The organism is Aldersonia kunmingensis, assembly GCF_001646865.1.
GTDB classification, from domain to species: Bacteria; Actinomycetota; Actinomycetes; order Mycobacteriales; family Mycobacteriaceae; genus Aldersonia; species Aldersonia kunmingensis.
Genome location: NZ_LRRB01000081.1, coordinates 54,128 through 76,631, shown reverse-complemented (window position 1 = coordinate 76,631; position 22,504 = coordinate 54,128). Strand labels below are relative to the sequence as shown.

Below are 22,504 nucleotides of genomic sequence, written 5' to 3'. Positions count from 1 at the left end.
GAAAGAACGTCTAACCAGAATTGTTGGCGACGGTTCGGCGGGAGTCAACCCTGGGCCTTGATCGCGGCTATCATCCACACATGCACAGGGGTGACGCCGACGCCAGCGGGCGAACACTCGATGCGTAGCGGGTGGGGTGGAAACGCGCCGAAGTCCGACGAGGAAGCGATCGATCGGATTCTCGATACCGCGGACGAGATCATCGCCGAGCGTGGGTCGGCTATGCGAATCGCCGACGTGGCGAGGGTGCTCGGCGTGACCCGTCAGACCGTTTATCGGTACTTTCCCGGAACCGATGCGCTGTTGCTCGCGACGGCCATGCGGTCGGCGAATGGTTTCCTCGACCAGCTCGCGGCGCACGGCCGGGGCGTCACGGACCCCGTAGCAGCGATGGTCGAGGGGATGGCCTTCGCCATTGAGGCTTTGTCCAAGGATGCCCAGGTCATGTACCTACTCGGCAAGCGCACGAAGCAGGGTGGGATGGTCACGTCGATTACGTCCGACACCGCGAGGACTTTTGGCCGTGCCATGTTGCACCGCTACGACGTCGACTGGGAGGACCACGGTTTCGGCGAGGATGACCTCGATGAGTTGGCGGAGTTCGGGATCCGAGTGATGCATTCGTTCCTCATCGACGAGGGCAACGAAGCGCGCTCACCGCAGGAACTGCGCCGATACCTCAACAGGTGGGTCGGCCCGGCGATCGTGTATCCGCACCTGATGCGGGCCATGGGCGGTTTGGCTATCACGCCTACGCCGAAGCGGGTTGGCCGGCGAGACGTCGTCGCGTCGTAGACCCTCGGACGGTTGGTTAGACGTTTTTTAGATTGTGGATGGTTGGCGCTGGGTAACCGCTCGGCGTTCGAATTGGCGGGATTCCGTTGAAACGGGCGAAGAGTGGTTGTTCAGCGTCCCCGTGGCTGCATCAATTCCCGGTGCGGATTGCGCTCGAGAGTGCGAAGACCACTTCCACAGCGGCCTGGGCAATCCGGTCCCGGTCGGGCACCAGCCGCCCGTCCGCGTACTCCAGATAGATCGACACCAACGCCCCTGACAGTGCCGCAGCGGCAATCGCGAGGTCCTCGTCATTGGGCGGCGCGAGTTCGCCGGCTTCGGCGCCGAGCAGTGGAATCACCGCGCGGATGAAAGTCGGTGTGCGGCTGACACTGTGGTTGTGCAGCGTGTCGTCGGCGAGTGGTTCGCGTAGCAGGATTCGCGCGCGTCGCGGATCCTCGTCGAAGAAATCGCCGAATCGCTCGAACACCTCCCGCAATGTCACGCGAAGGCCGCCGTCGAGCGAGATGCCGAGCAGTCGTTCCAGTAGTTGTGCTTCGAGCCGGTCGTAAATCGCGATGATCAGCTCTTCCCGCGTCGCGAAGCTCTCGTAAAAGTAGCGGGGGCTCAGGTTGGCCTCGCGGGTCACCGCGCGCATCGTCACGGCGGTCGCGCCGCCCGTTCCGAGCAGGTGCTCGCCGACGTCGAGTATCTGCTCACGCCGTTCGCTGGACCGATCCTGCAGGGTCTGCCCGCGCCACAGTTTCGGTCCACTCATCCGTTCATCCTCGCATCGCACCGGCTCCATGCGGCAATGTTGACATCACTTGATTCAACATGAATCATACGATTCCAATTTGGGCGTTCACTGCGGAGCCCGATCCCACGCATGAGGAGTCGCATGTTCGACGAGGAAGAGTTCCAGCGCTCACTGGCCCAGCCGCGCCTGTCGCGCCCGGTGCCGGAATTCCTGAATTCCAACCGCTCGGTCGAGATCCGCGCGATCCCGGAAAGCGAGCTGCAGCAGACCACGAAGGAGTGGTTCGAGTGGTTCGCCCTCAAGCTGGACTATCTCAGCGAGTGCCATGACCAAGACCTGTCGTGGATCATGACCTGGGCCAAGAAGTACTGGTGGAGCTTTCTCGTCCGTGACATGAGCATCAACGACGAGCTGTACGCACAGGACGTCCGCTACACCGACGTCACCACGTTCGGCCGGACCATCGTCGGCATCGACGAGTTCGTGAAGTACAACTTCGCCTTCTTCGATGCCATCCCCGACTGGCGCTACGACCCGCTGCCCGAGCAGGCCTACATCGACGTCCAGCCCGACGGCACGGTCCGCACGGTGATCCGGTACATGGGCAGCGGGCACTGGAGCGGCCCCCTTCGCCTGTACCCGTACGACGACAGCGCGCCGACCATCCACGGCACCGGACGCTTCATCCAGGCGCCGGCCGTGGACCGCTACCACTTCAACAAGGACGGTCTCATGATCGAGGGTGAGACGCTCTACGACTTCCTCGATGGCGTGCAGCGCGCCGGAATCTTGCCGCGCGACGACAGCTTCGCGTTCCGCACCCTGATGGGGGCGTCGAAGATCCCGGCGGTCGTGCAGAAGATCGGCCGGCGATTCAGCAAGTAGAACGACGTTGGTGGCCCGTCGCGGCGGCTTTGCCGATCTCGCCGCGGCGGGCACGCCGCACAATCAAGATGCACTAGTGACGTCGACGACCGGCACTGGGAGGCAGTTCATGGCAGATGATTTCGCGGGTGGACCCGAACCGCAGCCGCGCGCCGAAGTCAACGCATGGAACGGGTTCGTCGAGGCATTGCGGTCCGCCGGGGAACAGGTCGCCGCTGATACTGCGGATCTCTCCAAAACCGAACAGGCAGACGGATTCCGGGCGCTGCTGAGGTCTGTCACGAACCAACTGGGCCGGCTCGAAGTCGACCGAGACCGACCCGAACTCGTCGCGTTCAATCAGTGGCGCCAGAAGTTCCTAATGGACAATCCGGACTTCCAATACTGGGTCGCGGATATCCGCGCCGACGGGCACTACCGAATTCGCGGCAACCGGGGCGACGCCGCCTATGTCTCGATCACCGTCTATGCCAGCGCTGGCGGCACGGACGCTCAGGCCACTGCCCGGATAGACAGTGACACGCTCACCTTCGACGAATCCGGCGGCTACCAACTAGTGCTCGGCGGCGATGCTCCCGCCGATGGTGACTGGCTCGCACTCCCCGACAGAGCGACGGTGGTGTGGGTACGGCACTTCCACAACGATGCGCGCACCGATCACATCGGTTGGTGCGCCATCGATCCCGTTGTGCGTCCAGAGGTGCCCCCGCCGATCGATCCGGCGCGGTTCACCAAGCAGCTGTCGAAACTCGCGACCGCGACGAACTATCTGCCCCATATCTGGAATGCCGCCAAGGCTGCGGATCAGGCGCAGCCCAACCAGTTTCGGCACTGGGAGGAGATGAGCGGCGGTGCGGTGTTCACCGAGCCCGGAATTCACTATCTGCGCGGCGGTTGGGAACTTGCTCCGGACGAGGCCTTACTGATCGAGGGCGAGTTGGTGGACTGCCGATTCTGGAACATCCTGGCGTACAGCAGGTTTCTCAACTCGCTCGATCACCGCTATCGCAATGTCTCGTACACGGGTGCGACGGCAAGCGTTGTTGGTAGCCACTATCGATTCGTCGTCGCCGGCACCGACCCGGGGGTGGCCGACGCCGACTGGATCGACACCGAACAGCGCCCGTTCGGCATCATCGTGATGCGGTTCCTGCAGCCCGAACGTCCGCCCGAACTCCCCGTGGTGCGACGGGTGGCTATCGCGGATCTCCCGGAGCAGTCATGACACTGTGGGAGGCACCGCCGCGGACACCGGCGGCGCGCGCGGCTTACGAGGCCGCGGAGAACGACCGGGTCGCCAACCCCGACAAGTACCGCCTCGGCGTCGACGCCGTCGACTTCGTGGTCGATCGCGCTTCACGAGGCGTGGCGGAGCGCGCCTCCGGCAGCGGTGGCGGCGAAGTGTTCGGCGATCCCGAGGGGTGGCGGCCGGGCCTCTCCCAATACCTCGGCTCAGCGGCCGAGGATGGCCGGCTCAATGCCCTCGGAGCGCGCATGGCGCAGAGCACCGCGACCGGCAGGCTGATCGCCCGGGCCAGCATCGCCGAGTACCTGGATGAGCACCCCGAGGTGAGGGAACGGCCGCTGGATCCGCCGATCGTGATCACCGGTGGGTGGCGGACCGGGACCACCTTCCTGTTCCGGCTCCTCGCGCGCGATCCGCGACTGCGGGCGCCGTTGCCTGCCGAACTCGGTGCGCCGTGGAAGCTGGCCGGTGATCTGGAACCGGGGGAGCGAGCCCAGCGGCTGGAGGCGAGTGCCGCCGGTCATCACATCTTGCATGTACTCAACCCCACGATGGCCGCCGTGCACGATTCCGGGCCTGAGCTGCCCGAAGAGTGCGTGCTTGGGATGGGCACCACGCTGCACAACTGGGGGTTCACCGCGACGACCCGCCTGGACAGCTACGCGAACTGGCTGGGCGGGGAATCTTTTACCGAGGAGTACCTGCGGCATCGCCGCCTGCTGCAGATCCTCGACGCCCAGGACGGTCGGCGCTGGGTGCTCAAGGCACCTGCGCACACTGCCGAGCTCGACCATCTGATCGCGACATACCCGGGAGCCGTCGTGGTGCACTTGCACCGCGACATCGTCGAAACAGTCGCGTCGGGCGCGAGCCTGTTCGCGACCTACCGATCCACCTACAGCGATCACGTCGACGGTGTGGATGTGGGTCGGTTCCAGACCGACCAAACCGAACTATGGCTGCGGCGTTCCGTCGCGGTGCGGAAATCACCTGAGGCACAGTCGGTTACGTGGCTCGACATCCAGTACGCGGATCTGGTCTCCGACCCCGAAGCCGCCCTGCGGCGAATCTACGAAGCAGCGGGACTCGACAGCGCCGACACCGCCGGGATGATCGCACAGCACCACAGTGCCCAACCGCGCGACGGCAAAGGCAAACACCGCTACGGGGCCGATCAATTCGGCATCGACCCCGACGGTCTGCGGGAACGTATGCGCTTCTATACCGATACTGTGCCGCCGGCCGTGGCGTGAGGTGGCGTATCGGCACAGCATTGCCGCAGCACTACTACCCTGACCGCCGTGACTTCGCTGTCGATCTGTGTCTACTGCGCTTCGGGAACCGACGATCCATCGTGCCTGGAACTGGCTGCCGAACTCGGCACGGCGATCGGCCGGCGCGGGTGGCGGTTGGTATCCGGCGGCGGCAACGTGTCCATGATGGGCGTGCTGGCCGAGTCGGCGCGCGTCGCGGGCGCACACACCATCGGAGTGATACCGAAGCAACTCGTGCACCGCGAGGTCGCCGACACCGAGGCCGATGAACTCGTCGTCACCGACACAATGCGGCAGCGCAAACAGATCATGGAGGACCGGGCGGACGCGTTCATTGCGCTGCCCGGCGGCATCGGCACGCTCGAGGAACTGTTCGAAACCTGGACGGCGGGGTATCTCGGTATGCATGCGAAGCCCGTGGTCCTGCTCGACCCGATCGGACATTACGACGGACTACTGGATTGGCTCGACGGGCTGCGCACCCGTGGGTTCGTCGGTTCCGGCGCACTGGACCGGCTGATCCGGACGACCGAGGTCGAGGCCGCGCTCGACGCGTGTGCCGCGGCCGCTGCAGGAGGGAATCGAGGATGAGTTCGCGAACCGTCGGTTTGCTGGACATCGCGCAACGGCTGCCGGGCCTCATCGCGGATCTGCCGACGCTGGCCGCGGGGGGAATCGGGCTGGTTCAGGGCCTTATCGGCGCGGACTCGCTCGGCCAGCGGTTCCAGCACGCCGCGCACCGGCACCCGGATCGCGACTTCATTCGGTTCGAGGGGGAGTCGATTACCTACCGGGCCGCCAATGAGCGCGTGAACCGGCTCGCCCGCGTCCTTTCCGATCGTGGCGTCGAGCGCGGTGACGTGGTCGGTGTGCTGATGCACAACCGGCCGGACACGCTGCTGATCGTGCTCGCGATCGTCAAGATCGGCGGCACCGCAGGCCTGCTCAACCACAACCAGCGTGGCGATGTGCTCGAGCACAGCATCGGGGTGCTCGAGGCCGCACTGGTGGTGTGCGGTGAGGAATCCGAGGAGGCACTCGACTCGCTGCCCGAGCGTCCCGCCAATGCTGTTTCGTTCGAAGAGCTTTCGACAGCCGCGGATGAGCTGTCCGGGACGATCGGCGATCCCGAGGTGTGCGCGAAGATCACCGCGCGCGAGCGCGCCTTCCTGATCTTCACGTCCGGCACGACCGGCATGCCCAAGGCCAGTGTCATGACACACGGACGGTGGCTGAAGGCATCATCCGGGCTGGGCAACATGGCGATCCGGCTGCACGGCCGTGACGTCCTGTACTGCTGCCTCCCGCTCTATCACAACAATGCGCTGACGGTGGCGCTGTCGTCCGTCCTCGCCGGGAACGCGACCCTGGCTCTCGGCCGCAAGTTCTCGGCCACCAACTTCTGGGAGGACGCGAAGCGAAACGGCGCCACCGGTTTCGTCTATATCGGCGAACTGTGCCGCTACCTGCTCAAGCAACCTGAGCGGCCCGACGACGCGGACAACGGGATCCGGCTGATGGCAGGCAACGGCCTGCGGCCCGATATCTGGGATGAGTTCAAGCAGCGCTTCGGGATTGACCGGGTGGTGGAGTTCTACGGCGCCAGTGAGGCGAACATCGCGTTCGTCAATGTGCTGAACATGGATCACACCGCGGGCCTGTGCCCGCTGCCGCATGCGGTGGTGGAGTACGACGAGGAGCAGGGCTCTCCGCGGCGCGGGAAGGATGGGCGACTGCGCCGGGTAGAGAGCGGGGAGGTCGGGCTGTTGCTGGGCAAGGTGACCGCACTCGCGCCCTACGACGGCTACACCGATTCCAAGCAATCCGAGTCGAAACTGGTCCGGGATGCGTTCAAGGACGGCGACTGCTGGTTCGACACCGGCGATCTGGTGCGCCAACAGGGCTGGTTCCATGTCGCGTTCATCGACCGGCTCGGCGACACGTTCCGCTGGAAGGGCGAGAACGTGGCAACCACCGAGGTCGAGGAGGCAGTGCGCAAACTCGACACCGTCGGAGATGCCGTTGTGTACGGCGTCGAGGTGCCCGGTGCGGACGGCAAGGCAGGCATGGCCGCGGTGACGCTGCGTGACGGGCAGTCCTTCGACGGCGGGGCCACAGCGAATCAGCTGTACAAGGATCTGCCGTCCTACGCCGTACCGCTATTTGTCCGGGTGGTCGAAGAACTGGAACAGACCTCCACGTTCAAGAGCATGAAGGTGACGCTGCGCAAACAGGGCTTCGAGAACAACGAGGACAGCGAGCTGTACGTGCTCGCCGGGCGCGGCGAGGGCTACGTCGAGTTCTACGAGGAATACCCCGACGAGGTCGCCGCGGGCCGCAAACCCGGCAAGTAGCCAATGCGCACGGCGAGCGATCCGGAGCGGTCGTGTTTCATGGAGGGGTGACCTCGCCGACTGCGCCACCGCCGATGCCTTCGGCGACGCTGTGCGGAAAGCCGGTCGCCACCGACCGCGCGCTGGTCATGGCCATCGTCAACCGCACTCCGGACTCGTTCTACGACCGGGGCGCGACCTTCACCGATACGGCCGCGATGGCCGCGGTGGAACGCGCGGTCGACGAGGGCGCCGACCTGGTCGACATCGGCGGTGTGAAGGCCGGTCCTGGCGATGTCGTGGACGCCACCGAGGAGTCGCGGCGGGTCGTCCCGTTCGTCGCCGAGATCCGCCGGCGGTATCCCGAGCTGCTCATCAGCGTCGACACGTGGCGCAGCGACGTCGCGCGGCAGGCGGTTGCCGAGGGCGCCGACCTGATCAACGACACGTGGGCGGGGGCTGATCCCGAGCTGGTCGCGGTGGCGGCCGAACTCGGCGTGGGAATCGTCTGCAGCCACACCGGCGGTGCCGTCCCGCGCACCCGCCCGCATCGGGTGCGGTACCCGGATGTCGTCGCTTCGGTGCTCGACGAGGTGGTCGGCGCGGCCGAGCGGGCGTGCGAACTCGGGGTGCCCAAGGACGCGATCCTCATCGATCCGACCCATGATTTCGGGAAAAACACCTTCCACGGGCTCGAGTTGTTGCGTCGAGTGGACGTTCTTGTAAACACCGGGTGGCCAGTGCTTATGGCGCTGAGCAACAAAGACTTTATCGGGGAGACTCTGGGTGTAGCACTCGACGAGCGGTTGGAGGGCACCTTGGCGGCAACGGCGATAGCAGCCGCGGGCGGCGCGCGAAGTTTTCCGTGTGCACGAAGTGGCTCAGACTCGCCGAGTCGTCGATATGGTCGCTGCGATCATCGGTGCCCGCAGGCCGGCACACACCCTGCGAGGTTTGGCATGACCGTTACCGACATCGAGAACGGCCCCGCACATCGCTATTGGGCGGAGGCCAACACCTGGGACGCACCGAACTGGACGGTCGCGGAGCTGATTGCGGCGAAGAAGGGTCGCACAGTCTCGGTCGTCCTTCCGGCGCTCAATGAGGAAGCGACCGTGGCCGGCGTGATCGAGACGATCCGCCCACTGCTCGGCAATCTTGTTGATGAGCTGGTTGTGCTCGACTCCGGATCCGTCGACGCCACCGCGGCACGGGCCCGCGCGGCGGGTGCGAAGGTGATCAACCGGGAGCAGGCGGTCCCTGAGTTGCTGCCCGTGCCGGGGAAGGGCGAGGTGCTCTGGCGCTCGCTGGCCGCCACCGACGGCGACCTGGTTGCCTTCATCGACGCCGATCTGATCGATCCCGACCCGTCCTTCGTGCCCAATCTGCTCGGCCCACTGCTCACCGGCGAGGGCATTCACCTCGTCAAGGGGTATTACCGGCGGCCGCTCAAGGTGGGCGAGGCCGAGGACGCGAACGGCGGCGGACGGGTGACCGAACTCGTCGCCCGGCCCATGCTGTCCGCATTGCGGCCGGATCTGTCCAGCGTGCTGCAGCCGCTCGGTGGCGAGTACGCCGGCACCCGGGAGCTGCTCACCTCGGTGCCGTTCGCGCCCGGTTACGGAGTGGAGATCGGGCTGCTGCTCGACACCTACGACAAGCTCGGGCTGGCCGCGATCGGGCAGGTCAATCTCGGGGTCCGCAAGCATCGCAACAGGCCGCTCAACGAGCTCGGTGCGATGAGCCGCCAGATCGTGGGCACGATCCTCGGCCGCTGCGGCGTGAAGGATTCCGGTGCTCCGCTGACTCAGTTCCCGCTGGAGCAGGGCCTGTTCGTGCCGGCGAGCACCGATGTGTCGCTGGCCGACCGGCCGCCGATGAACACGCTGCGCCCCTAGCTCGCGCGGCGATCACGCTGTCGATGTCGTTGTCGGCGGCAACTGGCAGGATCGACGCATGCTGACGATGCTGCTGTACGTCCTGGTCGTCGCCGTGATCGCCGCCATCCTGTTTGTGGTCGCCAGCGCGGTGTTCGGCAGGTCCGAGGAGCTCGGCCCGTTGCCGCGCGGCACCACTGCCACTGTCCTGCCCGCCGAGGACGTGAATGGCCGTGACGTGCGCGCACTGCGCTTCCAGCAGACGCTGCGCGGTTACAAGGCCGCGGAGGTGGATTGGGCGCTGGACCGCCTCGCGGGGGAGATCGATGCGCTCCGGGGGCAGGTGCAGTCGCTGTCCGAGGAACTGGCCCGGGGACAGCACCGATGACCGAGATCGCTGACGGACTCGTTCGATGCGGGTGGGCGACCTCATCGCAGCTCTACGCGGACTACCACGACACCGAGTGGGGCAGGCCGCTGCACGACCGTGACGAGTTGTTCGAGCGCATCTGCCTCGAGGCGTTCCAGTCGGGGCTGTCGTGGATCACGATCCTGCGCAAACGCCCGGCGTTCAGGGAGGCCTTCGCCGGCTTCGACCCGGAAGTGGTTGCGCGATTCGGTGACGACGACGAGCAGCGCCTGCTCGCGGACGCTGGGATCGTGCGCAACAAGGCCAAAATCCGCGCGTCGGTCCGCAATGCGCAAGCCGTGCTCGACCTCGACACCGATCTCGGCGAGTTGCTCTGGTCTTTCGCACCGAAGGGGCATTCGCGTCCCGCCACGATGGCAGACGTTCCGGCGACGACTCCGGAATCGGTTGCCATGGCGAAGGAGCTACGTCGCCGGGGCTTCGCGTTCGTTGGCCCAACCACCGCATATGCGCTCATGCAGGCGACTGGGATCGTGAACGATCACGTTGCGGATTGCTGGGTCGACGTCGAGGCCCCCAAAACCAGCATGCGCGCTGGTTAACCAGCATTCTCAGTAGCCCGCGCAAGCGCTGGCTAACGCGACTCGCGGGCCGACATTATGGACTCAATACCCGCATCTCGCTGGGATAGGGAAGAATGGACGATTGAGGCGCGTCCACGGGCGTGCCGGATGAGGAACCCAACGCGTCGAAGTCTGGCGCAAATCCGGAGGGAGTAGGGATGGCGGCCATGAAGCCCCGCACTGGGGACGGTCCCCTCGAGGCAACCAAGGAAGGTCGGGGAATCGTCATGCGGGTTCCACTCGAGGGTGGTGGACGCCTGGTCGTCGAACTGACCCCGGAGGAAGCTGCAGCTCTCGGCGATGAACTCAAGGGTGTCACGAGCTAGCGGGAATCCCCCCGGCGAGCCCCGTACACCCCGTCGTGGGTTACGGGGCTCATTTATGTCTGCAGTCGGGCTGCTGCGCTGCCCGGTATGCGAGGGCACGCTTCTCGCCGAGGACGCGCGCCTGCAGTGCGAACGGGGGCACAGCTTCGATATCGCTCGGCAGGGCTACGTTGCCCTGCTGGCCGGGCGGTCACCGATGGTGGGGGACACGGTCGCGATGGTGGATGCCCGCGTGCGATTCCTCGCTGCCGGTCACTACGACCCGATCGCGGCCGCGGTGGCCGACCTCATCGCACGCCTGGGCGGTCACCAGCGGCGGATCCTCGATATCGGCGCCGGCACGGGGTTTTATCTGAGCCGCGTGCTCGACCAGCTACCCGACGCAGTCGGCATCGGTCTCGACGTCTCCAAGCCCGCAGCGCGCCGGCTCGCGCGGGCGCACGAGCGGGCTGCCGCGGTGGTCGCGGACGCGTGGCAGGGTTTGCCCGTGCGCGACGACAGCATGAGCGCCGTCCTGACGGTGTTCGCGCCGCGAAATGCGCCGGAGATTCGGCGCGTGCTCGCGCCGGGCGGCGCGTTCCTCGTCGTCACCCCGACGACGCGGCACCTTCGTGAACTGATCGGACCGCTCGGCATGATCGGCGTGGACGAGCAGAAGGATCGCCGACTCGACGAGTCGTTGTCCGGGGATTTCGAACGGGTCGAGCAGGTTCCGGTCGAGTTCACCATGACCCTGCATCGTGATGAGGTCGCCACGCTCGTCGGGATGGGGCCATCGGCGCACCACGTCACGCCGGAGCGGCGGGCAGAACTCATCGAGCTACTACCCGAACCGATGTCAGTGACCGCCTCGGTGCAGTTGACGCACTACCGCGCCGCGGATTAGGGGCGCTTGGCGATCACGTCGGAGTAGATGGCGAGGGTCTGCCGGGCGATCTCCGGCCAGGAGAAGTGATCGATGGCGCGTGCCCGGCCGGCCTGACCCATCGCTGCGGCCCGCGCCCGGTCTCCGGCAACCTCGTTCACCGCCTGGGCGAGCGCGTGCTCGTAGGTCTCGTGCTCGGCCGGGTCGTAGTGCACCAGCCGGCCCGTGACACCGTCCTCGACGACCTCGGGGATACCGCCCACATCCGATGCGACGACCGCCGTTTCGGCGGCCATCGCCTCGAGATTGACGATGCCGAGCGGCTCGTACACCGAGGGGCAGATGAAAACATCTGCGGCGGAGACGATTTCGCGTATTTGCTCGGTGGGTAGCATCTCCTGCACCCAGAACACGTTGTTCCGCTGTTTCGCCAGCTCCGCGACGCCATCGCGCACCTCGGCCGCAATCTCCGGCGTGTCCGGTGCGCCGGCGCAGAACACCAGCGAGATATCGGGATCGAATTCCCGTGCGGCAGCGAGGAGATGGGGCACGCCCTTCTGCCGAGTGATCCGGCCGACGAAGGCCGCGATGGGCGCGTCGCGGCGCACACCGAGTTCGTCGAGCACCGCTCGCTCCCCGGGTTTCGCTGGACCGGCATACCAAGCGTCGGTGTCGATGCCGTTGTGCACGACATGCACGCGGCCGGGGTCGAGCGCGGGGTAGGCGTCGAGCACGTCGAGACGCATGCCCTCACTCACCGCGATGACCGCGTCGGCGTTCTCCACGGCAGTGCGCTCGGACCACGACGACACCCGGTAACCGCCGCCAAGCTGCTCGGCCTTCCACGGCCGGCGCGGCTCGAGCGAATGGGCCGTCAGCACATGTGGCACGTCGTACAGGGCGGACGCCAGGTGTCCGGCCAACCCTGCGTACCAGGTGTGGGAATGCACCACCTGCGCCTCGCGCGCGGCATCGGCCATCCGGAGTTCGGCCGAAATGATCTGCAGCGCCGAGTTGGCCTTTGCCAGTTCCGGATCGGGGGCATGCACCTGCGCACCGTCGCGGGGGGCGCCCATGCAATGCACGTCGACATCGCAGAGTCGCTGCAACTGAGCGACGAGCTGCGTCACGTGTACTCCAGCGCCGCCGTACACCTCGGGCGGGTACTCGCGCGTCATCATCGCCACTCGCACGAGTCAAACCTAGTCCGCTCCGCTGAAGTCGGCGACCGTCCGCGTCGCCGGAGTGAGCCATTCGATCGCAAAACGCTGGCCGTATCGCTAGCGAGGTCTACCCGCTGCCGATAGTTTGGACATGTGAGGAGCCAGCCGCATGTGCTCGGAATAGTGCTCGCCGGGGGCGCCGGAAAGCGACTGTTCCCCCTGACGGCTGATCGGGCGAAGCCTGCCGTTCCGTTCGGAGGCGCGTACCGCCTGATCGACTTCGTACTGAGCAATCTCGTGAACGCCGGCTACCTCCGGATCTGTGTGCTGACCCAGTACAAGTCGCACTCCCTGGACCGGCACATCTCGCAGACGTGGCGGCTGTCCGGGTTCGGCGGCGAGTACATCACCCCGGTCCCGGCGCAGCAGCGGCTCGGCCCGCGCTGGTACACCGGCAGCGCCGACGCGATCTTGCAGTCGCTGAACCTGATCTACGACGAGGACCCCGAGTACATCGTCGTCTTCGGTGCCGACCACGTGTACCGGATGGACCCGGAGCAGATGGTTCGCCAGCACATCGAATCGGGCGCGGGCGTGACCGTCGCGGGTATTCGCGTCCCGCGCAGCGAGGCGACCGCATTCGGGTGCATCGACACCGACGAGTCCGGCCGGATCATCCAGTTCCTGGAGAAGCCGACCCATCCGCCGGGTACCCCGGATGATCCGAATATGACCTTCGCGTCGATGGGCAACTACGTCTTCACCACGAAGGTGCTCGTCGACTCGATTCGCGCCGACTCCGAGAACACGGACTCCGACCACGACATGGGCGGCGACATCATTCCGTTCCTCGTCGGCAAGGGTGAGGCCGCGGTCTACGACTTCAAGGACAACGTCGTGCCGGGCGCGACGGACCGGGACCGAGGCTATTGGCGCGACGTCGGAACCATCGACGCGTTCTACGACGCGCACATGGACCTCGTCTCCACGCACCCGGTGTTCAACCTGTACAACCGCCGCTGGCCTATCCGCGGTGAGGCGGAGAACTTCCCGCCGGCGAAGTTCGTGCAGGGCGGCCTCGCGCAGGAATCGGTGGTCGGCGCGGGCTGCATCCTCTCGGCGGCGACTGTGCGCAACTCGGTGCTGTCTAGCAACGTCTACATCGAGGAAGGCGCCACCGTCGAGGGCAGCGTGATCATGCCCGGTGTCCGGATCGGCCGCGGCGCGGTCGTGCGCAAGGCGATCCTCGACAAGAACGTGGTGGTGAACGACGGCGAGATCATCGGCGTCGACCTCGAGCGTGATCGCCAGCGGTTCGCCGTCTCCAACGGCGGCGTCGTCGCGATCGGCAAGGGCGTCTGGATCTAACGCTTCGCACTTCCTCCGCGGGTGCAAATTGTGTTCGTGGGGCCAAAACTTTGCACCCGTTTACACAGTTCGCACTCGGGAAGCGTGCGCTCGGGAAGCGTGCGCTCGAGCGGGCTCAGCGGAGGTCGCGGCGGCGAAAAGCCCAGAGCCCCAACCCGATCAGCGCGGCGTCGATCACCAGCAACCAGATCGTGGCGGTGGCCTCGAACTGCCCGCCCGGGATCACCGGCGTGTGCGCGAACGGGGCAAGGTCGAGCACCCAGTGCGGGATGCCGGAGACCGACCCGAGCAGGTACAGCGCAATGAACGCCGACAACACCCCCCAGGCGACCGGCGCGAACCGGGGGAGTGCACCGAACAACAGGATCGCGGTCCCTGCTATCAGCCAGATGGACGGCAGTTGCAGCAGGGCGGCGCCGAAGGAGTCGGTGAGCTTGCCAGGAACATCGTTCGCCGAGATGCCGTAGGTCACCCCGCATGCGGTGGCCGCAACGGCCATCAACAGCACCGGGCCGAGTAGTGCAAAAAGGAGATGGCTTGCCGCCCAGCGCAATCTGCCGACCGATCTGGACAGGATGGTCTCGGCGTGGTGCGCCTCCTCCTCGCCATGCAGCCGCAGCGTCGCCGAGATCGCATACGCGGAGGCGCCGACCCCGAGCATGGTGAAGGCGAGCCGGATGAACGCGTCCTCGATGGTGGTCGTGCCGCCGATCCGGGTGACGATCTCGCGCATGGTGTCGTTGGTGCCGAGGTTGTCTGCGATGCCATGAACCACCGACCCGGCAAGCGCTGCGTAGAGCGCTAGACCGATGGTCCACACCAGCAGGCTGCCGCGCTGTAGTCGCCACGACAGGCCGAACGGACTGCTCAACCATGGCGAGGCGTTGGGCGGCCCGAGTCGGGCGGCGATCAGGCCAGAGCCTAGGTCGCGTCGGCGCTGCAGGTCGTAGGCCAGCACGGTCAGGACGACTGTCGCGGCCAGGTGGAGCAACAGCACCCACCACCGGTCCCCGGCGTACGGGCGGACTTGCAGCGACCAGCCTTGCGGGGATAGCCACGACAATGCCTCGTCGCCACTGGCATCACCGATCGCCCGCAGCGCATAGGCGGTGCCGAGCACGGCGAACGCGATACCGCGGGTGGTCCGGGCGTTCGCGCTCAGCTGTGCGGCGACCGCAGCCACCGCCGTGTAGACAAACCCGCTCCCCGCCAACGCGAGACCGAATGCGAGCGACCCGGACTTCGGCACATCGGCGGTGAACAGGCTTGCCGCGCCGAGCAATCCGGTCGCCAGCGAGGCGCCGAAGCCGAGCAGCATGGCAGCCGTCAGGCCGGCGAATCGGCCCACCGCGGTGGAATCGATCAGCTCGGCGCGGCCGGTTTCCTCCTCGGCCCGGGTATGCCGGACCACGGTGAGAATCACCGCCACGCCGATCAGCGTGTAGAACATGCCGGCTTTCCATACGCCGGTTGCCCCAATGCTGGTGTTGTACAGCGGGCCGTACATGGCGAGCTGGGCCGGGCTGGACAGAATCATCGCCGCGAACCCAGCGCGTTCGGCCTCGGTGGTGTAGAGGCTCGCAACGCTGTCCACGTAGACCGGAGCGAGCGGTAGCGACAGCAGAAGTACCCAGAGCGGCAAGACAATTCGGTCGCGACGCAGGTACAGCCGGAGCAATCCCGCCGTGCCGGCGAAATCGCCCGCCGCTACCGGCGCGGCCGCGGGCCGAGCGAGCGTCATGGTCATACCGCCACCTCGGCCGGGCCGACGCGGTAGTGGCGCAGGAAGAGGTCCTCGAGCGTCGGGGGATTGCTGACGAGACTTCGCACGCCGGTGTCGCCGAGCAGGCGGATCAGCTCGCCGAGGTGCTCGCTGTCCACCTGGCAGTGCAGTATCCGGCCGTCGACATGCACATCCGATACACCGGGTAAACGTTCGAGATCGACTGGTTCACTGAGTAATTCGGCGGTGACAGAGGTGCGGCTCAGGTGTCGCATCGAGGCCAGGGAGCCGCTCTCGATCGTGCGTCCGGCGCGGATGATGGTCACGCGTTCGCACAGCCGCTCGACCTCGGAGAGGATGTGGCTCGACAGCAAGATGGTGGCACCGCGTTCGCGCGCCTCTGCGACGCACTCGCGAAAGACCTGCTCCATCAGCGGATCCAGTCCGGACGTCGGTTCATCGAGCAACAGCACGCGTGCGGAAGAGGAGAGCGCCGAGACGAGGGCGACCTTCTGGCGGTTGCCCTTCGAGTAGGCGCGGTTCCGCTTGCGTGGGTCGAGCCCGAACCGCTCGATGAGCTCATCGCGCCGCGCCAGATCGATACCGCCGCGCATCCGGCCGAGCAGGTCGATGGTCTCCCCACCGGAGAGCGATGGCCAAAGCGTGACATCGCCAGGTACATAGGCGATTTCGCGGTGGAGTGCTACCGCGTCGCGCCAGGGATCACGGTCGAGGACGCGGACGGTTCCACCGTCGATGCTCAACATGCCGAGCAGGATCCGCAGCGTCGTCGACTTGCCCGCGCCGTTGGGACCGAGGAAGCCGTGTGTTTCGCCCTCCTCGACGCGGAGATCGAGTTGGTCGAGTGCGACCGACTTGCCGAATTTCTTGGTCACTCCCGAGACGTCGATGACCGTTGCCATCATCACTCCTGTGTAGTCGGTGCTCGGGCAGCGAGATAGCCGTCGAGCATGGTCGAATCGGTGAGGAGTCCCTGGGTGTACAGCTCGAGGGCGGGCAGCGCCAGCGTCTCGGCGACATCGCGCAGGGCTGCGCGATGGTCGCTGTCCTCGGGGACCGGATGCAACTGCAGGTGCAGGATCATCGCGCCGACATTGGCCAGCGTGAGGTAGCGCGCCCGGGCCTGCGGATCGCGGCTTTCGCGCAGCACTCCGGTGGCGACGCCCTCGGCCAGGTACTCCTCGGCGTCGGCAATCATGTGCTCGAGGAGCGACTCGGCCAGCGGGCCTCCGGCGGCGAAGCTCCGGACCATGTATGCGACGACGGTGGCGTACTCGTCGACCTCGGCAAGCGCGGTGAGCATCCGGCCCGGCCCGGGCTCGCGGATGTTGGCCAGCTTCTGGTCGCGGATGATCTCGAGCACCCGCTCATCGCACGCCGCGCGCAGGCCGTCCTTGGACCCGAAATGGTGGATGACCAAGCCAGGGGAAACGCCCGCCGCAGCCGAAATAGCGCGAACTCCGGTGTCGAACCCCTTCGTGCCGAAGGTGTCGATTGCCGCGTCCCGGATCCTGGCCGGGGTGGACAGGTCGGCGTCGGTTGAACGCATGTTCAATATGCTAAACGCGCGTTCAGCGAGTGGCAAGGTTGTCCACCGCGAGGAGGCGCTAGGTGTTCGGGCCGGAATCCCCGTCTCGCACGGCGCAAAGCAGTCCGTCGCCCAGCGGCACGATCACCTTGGTCAACTGCTCGTCCTCGGCAATCGCCCGCGTCGCCGCGCGCACCGCGACCGTCGCCGCTTCGCGCTCCGAGGAATCCGGCACCTTGCCGGAGAGCAGGGCGTTGTGGAACACGATCAGCCCGCCCGGGCGCAGCAGGCGCACGGCCTGCTGGACGTAGAGCGGGTGGTCGGTCGGGGTGGCGTCAATGAAGACCAGGTCGTAGGAGCCGTCGGCGAGCCGGGGGAGGACGTCGAGGGCACGGCCGTTGATCAGGCGGGTGCGGGTGGCGGGGATGCCGCCGGCCTTGAAAGCTTCCTTCGCGGCCCGCTGGTGCTCGGGTTCGGCGTCGATCGTCGTGAGGGTGCCGTCCTCGCGCATGCCGTCGAGCAGCCACAACCCACTGATTCCAGCTCCCGTGCCGACCTCAACCACAGTTTTCGCATCGAGCAACTGCGCGAACATGCTCAATACCGCACCGACCGCCGGTGACACGGGTTCGGCGCCGAGATCCTCGGCGCGTTCGCGCGCCGCGATCAGGACGTCGTCCTCGATCACCGACTCCTCGACGTAGCTCAGAGTCTTCTCCGCGTTCGTGGCCACGATGCCGAGGCTATCGCTCCCGTCGGCGCAGGTCGGGCAGGCACGACGAAGGATTTCCCTGGTCGCGGCAAATATTCTCAGCGGCACCTCAGGTTTCTCCTAGGCCATCCCTCAGGCGCAACGGAGAGAGTGATGCCTACACAGGAGGTGGTCGAACGCGAAATCGACGCATAGGCGATGCGGAAAACGGGAACAAACCGGGTGTTCAGGTAGTTCTCTGTTGATGCGATGTCTTGCAAGGCGACGCGCGATCCTGACGAGGAGGTAGGCACCATCCACATGGTCGATGTTGTGCGCGAATCCGTTGACCTGCCCGAGAACGCTGTGCGTGCGGGCATGATCGAAGTTGTGCCGTCCGCCGAATTCGGCGGCGATATCGATCCCGATGGCGTGATGCCATTGTCCGGAATGGCCGCGTTCGACGCGACCGACGGCAAGGCTGGGATGCCATCCTGGGAAGAGCTTGTGCGCGAGCACGGAGATCGTGTGTACCGCCTGGCCTACCGGCTGTCCGGCAACGCCCAAGACGCCGAAGACCTGACCCAGGACACCTTCATCAGGGTTTTCAGGTCGCTGCAGAACTACCAGCCCGGCACGTTCGAGGGCTGGCTGCACCGCATTACGACCAACCTGTTCCTGGACATGGTCCGCCGGCGTAATCGCATCCGGATGGAGGCGCTGCCTGAGGACTACGACCGGGTTCCGTCGGACGGGCCGAGCCCCGAGCAGGCCTATCACGACGCGCGTCTGGCCCCGGATCTGCAGTCCGCGCTCGACTCGCTGGCGCCGGAGTTTCGCGCCGCGGTCGTCCTGTGTGACATCGAAGGACTCTCCTACGAGGAGATCGGTGCCACACTGGGTGTGAAGCTCGGTACTGTGCGGAGTCGGATCCACCGCGGCCGACAAGCGATACGTGAGTATTTGTCCGAGCACAGCGAGGACACGGCAGTACGAGCAACGAGCGCGTAGCGCGAGGATGACAACGAAGGAGGAATCGATGACCCACGGCGAGTTCGGCGGGTCGGCTTCTCCATTCGACCCTCGTGATCACCGTCGGTTCGGTTCCACCGAGCACCTGGCCAGCGAAGCGATCGCTTCCTACGTCGACGGGGAACTCCGGATGGGCGCGTACATGCGTGCATCGCAGCATCTCTCGCTGTGCCCGGAGTGCGCCGCCGAGGTGGAGGCTCAGCTGAACGCCCGCCGCATGCTGCGGCATTGCGCCGGTGACATCACCATGCCCAGCTCGCTGCTCGGTACCCTGAGCCAGATTCCGCTTGGCGAATACCCGGGCTGCTCGCCCGACACGCAATTCGGCGCCGGGAGCAGGCGTTGGACCCTGCGCTGGCGCAAGTAGAGTCGGCCGAGTGACCTCGGATTCGAGCGGGTCGCCCTCATCGGGCGACCGGGATGCGGCTTCTCCGACCCCCGACGATGCGACGCGCCCCAGTGCGCTGCGTCCCCCGGACGCCCCGGTTCTCGGGCCACGCCCGGTCTACCGGCCGAAGGTCGACACGCGAACCGCGAACGCGTTCGGCCGACCGGCTGGGGAAGAGGGCCCGTTCTCCGCTGCCGGGCAGCGGATTTCACCGTCACCAGAGGTGACGATCGCCCGCCCGGATCCGGTGCTCGCCGAAGCATTCGGCCGGCCCGAGGGTGAGTCCGACACCATCCAGCGCGACCCCGACGCCGATCAGGACCGGGAAGCGGAGCCGACGCCGGAGGATCCCTGGCGCGATCCCGCTGCGGGTGCGCGCCTCGGCCCGCCCGCGCTCACCGAAACGCGCAGCGCGCACACCACGCCCGCGCACAAACTTGCTGTGCGCGAGGTGCTTTTCGGCTCCCGCGTAAAGCCCAAGGCCCTGGTCGTACTGGCCGCGATCGCCCTGCTCATCGGAATCGTCGGTGGCCTGGTCGGCCGTCTCACCGCCGAAACCGGTCAGGACCTGACTTCGCGCAATGTCGCGCTCGAACAGGTCGACGAGGGTGAGAGTCCGCGCAGCACGGTCGCGGCGGTGGCCGAGGCGGTGCTGCCCGCGGTCGTTTCGATCCAGTCGACGCTCGGCGACAACGCGTCCACTGGATCGGGTGTCGTGATCGACGGGCAGGGCTACATCGTCACCAACAACCACGTGATCTCGATGGCCGCGAGCGACCCCGAGGCCGCGACGCTGCAGGTCGTGTTCTCCGACGGCAGCAAGGTGCCGGGGCAGATCGTGGGCCGCGACATCAAGACCGACCTCGCGGTGGTGAAGGTCGACGTGGACAACCTCACCGTCGCCCAGTTGGGCAAGTCCGAAGACATCCAGGTCGGCCAGGATGTGGTCGCGGTGGGCTCCCCGCTCGGCCTGAGCAAGACCGTCACCTCCGGCATCGTCAGTGCGCTCAACCGTCCGGTGCGACTGTCCGGCGAGGGCACCGACACCGATGCGGTGATCGACGCCGTGCAGACAGACGCCGCGATCAACCCCGGCAACTCCGGCGGGCCGCTCGTCGATTTCGACGGGCACGTGATCGGCATCAACAGCGCGATCCGTAGCGAGAGCGGCGGCTCGGTGGGTCTTGGCTTCGCGATCCCGGCCGACGTGGTGGCCAAGGTGGCGCAGTCGCTCATCAAGGACGGCGAGATGCACCATCCCGAGATGGGCATCAACTCCCGCTCGGTGGTCAACGAAGCCACGAGCGGCGCCGAGGTGGCGAACGTGCGGGCAGGCAGCCCCGCGCAGCAGGCCGGCATCGTCGAGGGCGACGTGATCGTGAAGGTCGGCGACCGTGACGTCACCAGCTCGGACGAACTCGTCGTCGCAGTACAGTCGCAGCAGATCGGGGACACCGTTCCCGTCACTCTGATTCGCGATGGCCGTCCGGTCGAAGTGCAGGTCACGCTGACATCGGACTAGGCATCCAAACGAGCGCAGGTATCCTGGCTGGGTGTTCGGCAATATCGGCTGGGGCGAGATGGTTGTCTTGCTCGTCGCCGCCCTCGTGATCCTGGGCCCGGAACGGCTGCCCGGGGCTGTGCAGTGGACCTCGCGTTCCCTGCGCCAGGTACGTGATTACGCCAGCGGCGCGACCGCCCAGCTGAAGGATGAGCTAGGCACGGACTTCGATGAACTGCGTCAGCCGCTGTCGGAGCTCAACAAGATGCGTGGCATGACACCGCGCTCGGCGATCACCAAGCATCTCCTCGACGGCGACGATTCGCTCTTCACCGGCAATTTCGACAAGGCCGCGGAGCAGGCCGGCGCACCTCAGCAGCCTGCCCGGCGGCAGAAGCCGCTGAAGGCGAACGAGGCCCCGCCGATCGATCCCGACGCCACCTGACGCGTCGATTCCGCGGATCGCGGCAAGATACGACCAATCGGGCATGCCCGCGTGTGTCGCGCCGGTTTCGGGTACTAAGGGACCATGACTGATTCGAGCCGAAGGAGTGGCCGCCGCGGCGAGCCGGTCTACTACTCCGACCCGAGCAACCTCGACAAGCTGCTCGACAACCTCGAGCAACGTGTCGAGGACGAACGCGAGGACGACGACGTGCCTGGTCACGCCGGTGAGCGCAAGCAGATGCCACCGGTCGACAGCGGCGACGAAGCTCCCGACTGATCAGGAGCCGACCGTATCGACGGCGGCTCAGGAGCCGACAGCGGCGCGGATCGTCTCTCGCAGCGACCCGAGCGTGGCGACCACCGCGGTCGGCTCGTAGCCGCAGTGCGCCATGCAGTTCGCGCAGCGCTCATCCTTGCCGCGGCCGAACGCGTCCCAATCGGTCGACTCCAACAGCTCCTTGTAGGTCTCGACGTAGCCGTCGTCGAGCAGGTAGCACGGCCGCTGCCAGCCCTTGATCGAGTACGACGGAATCGCCCAGGCCGTGCAGTCCAGGTCCACCTTGCCCTCGAGGAAGTCGAGGAATATGGGGGAGTGGTTGAGTCGCCACTTCTTGCGCCGGCCGTCCGAGAACGCCTTTGCGAACAGCGCCTTGGTCTGGGCGGGGCCCAGCCAGTGCTCCTGATCAGGTGCGCGCTCATACGCGTACCCGGGTGAGATCTGCATGTTGTCGACGCCGAGCTCGTCGTTGAGGTAGTCGAGCACATCGATGACGTCCTGCGGGGTGTCCGTATCGAAGAACGTCGTATTGGTCATCACCCGGAAGCCGGCGGCCTGGGCCTGTTTGATCGCCGCGATCGCCTGATCGAACACGCCCTCCTTGCACACCGATGCGTCGTGGCGCTCGCGCAGCCCATCGATATGCACGATCCAGGCGAAGTTGCGATGTGGCTTGAACCGGTGCAGGTGCTTGGGCAGCAGCACCGCGTTCGTGCACAGGAAGACGATCTTGTGCTTGTCCAGCAGCTGCTGCACGATCTCGTCGATCTGCTTGTGCATCAACGGTTCTCCGCCGGCAATCGACACCATCGGTGCACCGGTCTCCACCACCGCGTTCACCGCCTGCTCGACCGGCATGCGCTGCTTGAGAATTGCGGCGGGATGCGCGATCTTGCCGCAACCCGCACAGGCGAGGTTGCACGCGAAGAGTGGTTCGAGTTCGACGAGGATCGGGAACTTCTCCCGGCGCAACAGCTTCTGCTTGAACAGGTAGCCGCCGAGCCGCAGCGACAGGTGCAGGGGCATGGCCAT

General features: G+C 66.3%; 24 protein-coding genes and 1 pseudogene. 18 read left to right on the top strand and 7 right to left on the bottom strand.

The features are described 5' to 3' along the window. Positions 1-120: 120 nt before the first annotated feature. Positions 121-795: a TetR/AcrR family transcriptional regulator gene (locus A8G08_RS06250; protein WP_068271625.1), complete on the top strand. Its 675-nt coding sequence runs from the start codon at positions 121-123 to the stop codon at positions 793-795. Positions 796-925: 130 nt separating this feature from the next. Here the strand turns inward: A8G08_RS06250 and A8G08_RS06245 are convergent, their stop codons facing one another. Next, positions 926-1,552 carry a TetR/AcrR family transcriptional regulator gene (locus A8G08_RS06245; protein ID WP_068271623.1) on the bottom strand — a complete coding sequence of 209 codons (627 nt, stop codon included), beginning with the start codon at positions 1,550-1,552 and terminating at the stop codon, positions 926-928. Positions 1,553-1,675: 123 nt separating this feature from the next. Here A8G08_RS06245 and A8G08_RS06240 point away from each other — a divergent pair, with 123 nt between their 5' ends. The 11 genes and pseudogenes from A8G08_RS06240 (at position 1,676) to A8G08_RS06195 (ending at position 11,354) form a co-directional block, all read left to right on the top strand. Next, positions 1,676-2,419: a nuclear transport factor 2 family protein gene (locus A8G08_RS06240; RefSeq protein ID WP_068271579.1), complete on the top strand. Its 744-nt coding sequence runs from the start codon at positions 1,676-1,678 to the stop codon at positions 2,417-2,419. A 109-nt stretch (positions 2,420-2,528) separates the two neighbouring features. Continuing rightward, positions 2,529-3,644 carry a DUF1214 domain-containing protein gene (locus tag A8G08_RS06235; RefSeq protein ID WP_068271621.1) on the top strand — a complete coding sequence of 372 codons (1,116 nt, stop codon included), beginning with the start codon at positions 2,529-2,531 and terminating at the stop codon, positions 3,642-3,644. After that, positions 3,641-4,918: a sulfotransferase family protein gene (locus A8G08_RS06230; protein ID WP_068271577.1), complete on the top strand. Its 1,278-nt coding sequence runs from the start codon at positions 3,641-3,643 to the stop codon at positions 4,916-4,918. The genes A8G08_RS06235 and A8G08_RS06230 overlap by 4 nt, the downstream gene beginning before the upstream one ends. A gap of 48 nt (positions 4,919-4,966) precedes the next feature. After that, entirely contained in the window at positions 4,967-5,530 is a 564-nt protein-coding gene (locus A8G08_RS06225) for an LOG family protein (RefSeq protein ID WP_245672691.1), read from the top strand. Then, a complete protein-coding gene (locus tag A8G08_RS06220; protein WP_068271570.1) occupies positions 5,527-7,293 on the top strand; it encodes a long-chain-acyl-CoA synthetase in 1,767 nt (588 codons plus the stop codon). Before A8G08_RS06225 ends, A8G08_RS06220 begins: the two co-directional genes overlap by 4 nt. Positions 7,294-7,367: 74 nt before the next feature. Beyond that, positions 7,368-8,235: pseudogene (gene folP / locus A8G08_RS26565) on the top strand (dihydropteroate synthase). Beyond that, on the top strand, positions 8,232-9,170 hold the full coding sequence (locus A8G08_RS06215) for a glucosyl-3-phosphoglycerate synthase (protein WP_068271618.1): 939 nt from the start codon (positions 8,232-8,234) through the stop codon (positions 9,168-9,170). Before folP ends, A8G08_RS06215 begins: the two are co-directional and overlap by 4 nt. A gap of 58 nt (positions 9,171-9,228) precedes the next feature. Then, the gene (locus A8G08_RS06210; RefSeq protein ID WP_068271567.1) at positions 9,229-9,537 is read left to right on the top strand and encodes a DivIVA domain-containing protein; all 309 of its coding nucleotides are present in this window, start codon (positions 9,229-9,231) and stop codon (positions 9,535-9,537) included. Then, positions 9,534-10,121, top strand: a complete 588-nt coding sequence (locus tag A8G08_RS06205; RefSeq protein ID WP_068271564.1) for a DNA-3-methyladenine glycosylase I — start codon at positions 9,534-9,536, stop codon at positions 10,119-10,121. Before A8G08_RS06210 ends, A8G08_RS06205 begins: the two co-directional genes overlap by 4 nt. A 179-nt stretch (positions 10,122-10,300) precedes the next feature. After that, positions 10,301-10,468 carry a DUF3117 domain-containing protein gene (locus A8G08_RS06200; RefSeq protein ID WP_003931055.1) on the top strand — a complete coding sequence of 56 codons (168 nt, stop codon included), beginning with the start codon at positions 10,301-10,303 and terminating at the stop codon, positions 10,466-10,468. Between the two features lie 55 nt (positions 10,469-10,523). Further along, positions 10,524-11,354: a putative RNA methyltransferase gene (locus tag A8G08_RS06195; RefSeq protein ID WP_068271561.1), complete on the top strand. Its 831-nt coding sequence runs from the start codon at positions 10,524-10,526 to the stop codon at positions 11,352-11,354. On the opposite strand, the gene glgA is transcribed toward A8G08_RS06195, so the two are convergent. Then, entirely contained in the window at positions 11,351-12,526 is a 1,176-nt protein-coding gene (gene glgA, locus A8G08_RS06190) for a glycogen synthase (RefSeq protein ID WP_068271559.1), read from the bottom strand. The two genes, A8G08_RS06195 and glgA, sit on opposite strands and share 4 nt — an antisense overlap. A gap of 123 nt (positions 12,527-12,649) precedes the next feature. On the opposite strand from glgA, the gene glgC reads away from it, so the two are divergent. Further along, entirely contained in the window at positions 12,650-13,864 is a 1,215-nt protein-coding gene (glgC, locus tag A8G08_RS06185; protein ID WP_084435979.1) for a glucose-1-phosphate adenylyltransferase, read from the top strand. Positions 13,865-13,979: 115 nt separating this feature from the next. Here the strand turns inward: glgC and A8G08_RS06180 are convergent, their stop codons facing one another. The 4 genes from A8G08_RS06180 to A8G08_RS06165 are packed head-to-tail and all read right to left on the bottom strand — an operon-like array spanning position 13,980 to position 17,869. Beyond that, positions 13,980-15,611 carry an ABC transporter permease gene (locus A8G08_RS06180; protein WP_068271557.1) on the bottom strand — a complete coding sequence of 544 codons (1,632 nt, stop codon included), beginning with the start codon at positions 15,609-15,611 and terminating at the stop codon, positions 13,980-13,982. Next, positions 15,608-16,510, bottom strand: a complete 903-nt coding sequence (locus tag A8G08_RS06175) for an ABC transporter ATP-binding protein (protein ID WP_068271554.1) — start codon at positions 16,508-16,510, stop codon at positions 15,608-15,610. The genes A8G08_RS06180 and A8G08_RS06175 overlap by 4 nt, the downstream gene beginning before the upstream one ends. 2 nt (positions 16,511-16,512) lie before the next feature. Further along, positions 16,513-17,157, bottom strand: coding sequence for a TetR/AcrR family transcriptional regulator (locus tag A8G08_RS06170; RefSeq protein ID WP_068271552.1), 645 nt, complete (start codon positions 17,155-17,157; stop codon positions 16,513-16,515). Between the two features lie 58 nt (positions 17,158-17,215). Next, entirely contained in the window at positions 17,216-17,869 is a 654-nt protein-coding gene (locus A8G08_RS06165; RefSeq protein ID WP_068271551.1) for an O-methyltransferase, read from the bottom strand. 393 nt (positions 17,870-18,262) lie between these two features. On the opposite strand from A8G08_RS06165, the gene sigE reads away from it, so the two are divergent. From sigE to A8G08_RS06140, 5 genes are all read left to right on the top strand, one after another. Further along, the gene (gene sigE, locus A8G08_RS06160; protein ID WP_245672695.1) at positions 18,263-18,838 is read left to right on the top strand and encodes an RNA polymerase sigma factor SigE; all 576 of its coding nucleotides are present in this window, start codon (positions 18,263-18,265) and stop codon (positions 18,836-18,838) included. Between the two features lie 28 nt (positions 18,839-18,866). Further along, complete coding sequence (locus A8G08_RS06155) at positions 18,867-19,226, top strand: hypothetical protein (protein WP_068271613.1); 360 nt, start codon at positions 18,867-18,869, stop codon at positions 19,224-19,226. Between the two features lie 10 nt (positions 19,227-19,236). Continuing rightward, positions 19,237-20,769, top strand: coding sequence for a S1C family serine protease (locus A8G08_RS06150; protein ID WP_068271549.1), 1,533 nt, complete (start codon positions 19,237-19,239; stop codon positions 20,767-20,769). 31 nt (positions 20,770-20,800) lie between these two features. Next, positions 20,801-21,193, top strand: a complete 393-nt coding sequence (gene tatB / locus A8G08_RS06145; RefSeq protein ID WP_068271548.1) for a Sec-independent protein translocase protein TatB — start codon at positions 20,801-20,803, stop codon at positions 21,191-21,193. A gap of 84 nt (positions 21,194-21,277) precedes the next feature. Beyond that, positions 21,278-21,472 (top strand): hypothetical protein, encoded by a 195-nt coding sequence (locus A8G08_RS06140; RefSeq protein WP_068271547.1) that lies wholly within the window; start codon positions 21,278-21,280, stop codon positions 21,470-21,472. Positions 21,473-21,499: 27 nt separating this feature from the next. On the opposite strand, the gene hpnH is transcribed toward A8G08_RS06140, so the two are convergent. Continuing rightward, on the bottom strand, positions 21,500-22,504 hold the full coding sequence (hpnH, locus tag A8G08_RS06135) for an adenosyl-hopene transferase HpnH (RefSeq protein ID WP_068271544.1): 1,005 nt from the start codon (positions 22,502-22,504) through the stop codon (positions 21,500-21,502).

Excerpts from the sequence above, each read along its gene's own strand:
- A8G08_RS06230 (WP_068271577.1), top strand. The coding sequence starts at position 3,641 with ATGACACTGTGGGAGGCACCGCCGCGGACACCGGCGGCGCGCGCGGCT.
- A8G08_RS06220 (WP_068271570.1), top strand. The coding sequence starts at position 5,527 with ATGAGTTCGCGAACCGTCGGTTTGCTGGACATCGCGCAACGGCTGCCG.
- A8G08_RS06180 (WP_068271557.1), bottom strand. The coding sequence starts at position 15,611 with ATGACCATGACGCTCGCTCGGCCCGCGGCCGCGCCGGTAGCGGCGGGC.
- A8G08_RS06195 (WP_068271561.1), top strand. The coding sequence starts at position 10,524 with ATGTCTGCAGTCGGGCTGCTGCGCTGCCCGGTATGCGAGGGCACGCTT.
- A8G08_RS06155 (WP_068271613.1), top strand. The coding sequence starts at position 18,867 with ATGACCCACGGCGAGTTCGGCGGGTCGGCTTCTCCATTCGACCCTCGT.
- A8G08_RS06235 (WP_068271621.1), top strand. The coding sequence starts at position 2,529 with ATGGCAGATGATTTCGCGGGTGGACCCGAACCGCAGCCGCGCGCCGAA.
- A8G08_RS06205 (WP_068271564.1), top strand. The coding sequence starts at position 9,534 with ATGACCGAGATCGCTGACGGACTCGTTCGATGCGGGTGGGCGACCTCA.
- A8G08_RS06250 (WP_068271625.1), top strand. The coding sequence starts at position 121 with ATGCGTAGCGGGTGGGGTGGAAACGCGCCGAAGTCCGACGAGGAAGCG.
- A8G08_RS06240 (WP_068271579.1), top strand. The coding sequence starts at position 1,676 with ATGTTCGACGAGGAAGAGTTCCAGCGCTCACTGGCCCAGCCGCGCCTG.
- sigE (WP_245672695.1), top strand. The coding sequence starts at position 18,263 with ATGCCATTGTCCGGAATGGCCGCGTTCGACGCGACCGACGGCAAGGCT.
- A8G08_RS06140 (WP_068271547.1), top strand. The coding sequence starts at position 21,278 with ATGACTGATTCGAGCCGAAGGAGTGGCCGCCGCGGCGAGCCGGTCTAC.
- A8G08_RS06175 (WP_068271554.1), bottom strand. The coding sequence starts at position 16,510 with ATGGCAACGGTCATCGACGTCTCGGGAGTGACCAAGAAATTCGGCAAG.
- A8G08_RS06210 (WP_068271567.1), top strand. The coding sequence starts at position 9,229 with ATGCTGACGATGCTGCTGTACGTCCTGGTCGTCGCCGTGATCGCCGCC.
- hpnH (WP_068271544.1), bottom strand. The coding sequence starts at position 22,504 with ATGGCCATGCCCCTGCACCTGTCGCTGCGGCTCGGCGGCTACCTGTTC.
- A8G08_RS06245 (WP_068271623.1), bottom strand. The coding sequence starts at position 1,552 with ATGAGTGGACCGAAACTGTGGCGCGGGCAGACCCTGCAGGATCGGTCC.
- A8G08_RS06215 (WP_068271618.1), top strand. The coding sequence starts at position 8,232 with ATGACCGTTACCGACATCGAGAACGGCCCCGCACATCGCTATTGGGCG.
- A8G08_RS06200 (WP_003931055.1), top strand. The coding sequence starts at position 10,301 with ATGGCGGCCATGAAGCCCCGCACTGGGGACGGTCCCCTCGAGGCAACC.
- A8G08_RS06170 (WP_068271552.1), bottom strand. The coding sequence starts at position 17,157 with ATGCGTTCAACCGACGCCGACCTGTCCACCCCGGCCAGGATCCGGGAC.